The 2,087-nt window shown below is 58.2% G+C and carries 4 protein-coding genes; all 4 read right to left on the bottom strand.

Features of this window, described 5'->3' with window-relative positions:
- The coding region (locus tag WBC85_RS03485) for a sulfatase-like hydrolase/transferase (protein ID WP_424433284.1) at positions 1-475 on the bottom strand (475 nt) is incomplete at its 3' end.
- A gap of 2 nt (positions 476-477) precedes the next feature.
- Entirely contained in the window at positions 478-1,185 is a 708-nt protein-coding gene (locus WBC85_RS03480) for a sulfatase-like hydrolase/transferase (protein WP_424433283.1), read from the bottom strand.
- A 34-nt stretch (positions 1,186-1,219) separates the two neighbouring features.
- On the bottom strand, positions 1,220-1,630 hold the full coding sequence (locus WBC85_RS03475; protein ID WP_424433282.1) for a sulfatase-like hydrolase/transferase: 411 nt from the start codon (positions 1,628-1,630) through the stop codon (positions 1,220-1,222).
- Between the two features lie 88 nt (positions 1,631-1,718).
- Positions 1,719-2,087 (bottom strand): TOBE domain-containing protein (locus WBC85_RS03470; RefSeq protein WP_424433281.1); only part of this gene is annotated, 369 nt, incomplete at its 5' end.

Raw genomic sequence — 2,087 nt, 5'->3', positions numbered from 1 at the left:
CCCCTGTGTCGGGGAAAATTTGCTGGTAGAGCGCGGGCTGCGTCTTGCGCAGCCAACGGTGGTAGTCGTTCTCAAGCGCGCGGTGGTTCGGGCCATGCGCCCACTCAAACACACGATAGCCGTCGTCGCGGCGTGGCTCGGTCCGCCAGGTATCACAGGGGGCCAGATGCTGTTTGCCGATCATGCCGCAATCATAGCCTGCGTCGGCCAGCGTGCGCGTAAACATGTGTTGGTCTTCAGGCAGCGGCACCCCATTGGCATAAAGGCCGTGGTTTGACGGGTATTTGCCCGTAAACAAAGAGGCCCGTGAAGGGCTGCACAAAGGGTTTTGGACGTAGCAGTTTTCGAAAAGCGTGCCGCCCGCGGCCAGAGCATCCAGGTTTGGGGTCACAGCCCAAGGCGCGCCAGTACAGCCAAGACTATCGGCGCGCTGCTGATCGGTGCAGATGAAAAGGATATTTGGTCGCTGGTTCATGTTCAAAAATTCGCAATGCGGGGTTCAGTGCGATCTTCCAGGGCGACGCGCGCATCAATCATCAGGTCTATCATGGCCTCAAGCCTGTCTTGATGTTTCGGACCATCCGCCAGATTATCGCGCTCATCGGTATCGGTTGTCATGTTGTAAAGATAGCGCGCCTCTGGATCGACAAGGCTGACAACAAGCTTCCAATCCGCTGTGCATAGGCTGGTTTGAGCAGGCCGCTCCGGATTGCGTAAACGGCTCATTGCCCAACCGCGGGGCGGCGCAGAGATCAGTGACTGACCCTGAATGCGTTGCGGCGGGCGGATCTGTCCAATTTCGTAAAGCGTTGGTGCGATATCCAGTGTCGAGACGATCCCGCGCACGCGCTTGGCCGAGCCATTCGGGATGCATACAAGCAAAGGCACATGGATAGCAGATTGCTGCATCGCTTGATCGCTTGCGCTATCTTGCACGCAGCCGCGTCCTGCGCTCACAACGACCACGGTATTGTGCGGCAACGCTTTGATGATCTCAGCAAGCGCCGCATCTGCCTGGCGCAGGGCTTGCACTGAAAGCTCCTCAAGGCAGGCTGCCGCAGCCCCCATCGTTTTTCCGACCACAAAGCCCGCCACACCGAAGAACGGTTCACCGTCCGTCATTCGGACACAGACCTGCTGTCCGACCCATGCGTTAAAGCTAAGTTCGTCCGGCAATTCAGCCATCGCCCTACGTTGCGCGGGCGAGATATGCGTGTCGTCAGGCTTGGCGCGGGAAAATCTTTGCGTAGGTTTCAGGCTCCGCCACTTGAAGCCATGTCAGATAAGCATTTTGCCGCGAGCGGTGCAGCGGACCATGCGCCAAGTCAAAGTGATGATATTCGTCAAGCCGTGCGTGTTCCGTCGTCCAGCCCGAAACACCCGCCAGTTGCCTGCGCCCGACAAGCCAACTGACATAGCCGGCGCGCGCAAAGCCTTGTGGCAGCGGCATATCCCGCTTTGACAGCGCAACGCCATCCGTCCAAACTCCATGCGCGGCCACATCCAAGCCTGTAAAAAGGCTTGCACGTGCCACGCTACTTTCTGGCGACGGCGCATAGGCATTCGCGAACGCCAGCCCCGCCCCTTGCAAAGCTGCAAGCGCTGGTAGCTCGCTCGCCCGCTCCTGCAAGGCCTGCGCGCTGAGACTATCGAAACCACCAGCAGAATGTTGGGACGGTTCGGCGTGCTCATCGTTGTCGTGCTTTCATCGGGTGACCCTAGCTGATCCTAAGACCCGCCGCATCAAATCTATGCAGCTCTTCCGGAACTGGCGTCAGGAATACCTTTTCCCCGATTGCGAACTTCACTTTGCCCGGCGCGCGCACAGTCATTGTATCTTCAATGCCCTCCAGCTCAACGCGGATGAAAGTATCGCTCCCCAAGTGCTCGGAGATGCCGGCTTTGCCTTCCCATTCGCCACTTTCCGCCGAGATTGTCAGATGTTCGGGGCGAATACCAATCGCATCGGCGTTTTTGGCTTGCGCGATCGGTCCTTTGATAATGTTCATTTTAGGCGAGCCGATGAACTCTGCCACGAACAGATTGCAAGGCGTATCATAAAGCTCAAGCGGGCTGCCGACCTGTTC

Origin of the sequence: Planktotalea sp., from assembly GCF_049680325.1 — a bacterium.
In the GTDB taxonomy this organism is placed as follows: Bacteria; Pseudomonadota; Alphaproteobacteria; order Rhodobacterales; family Rhodobacteraceae; genus Planktotalea.
Note: the sequence above shows the minus strand (reverse complement) of the source record. Positions and strands in the feature narration are given on the sequence as shown.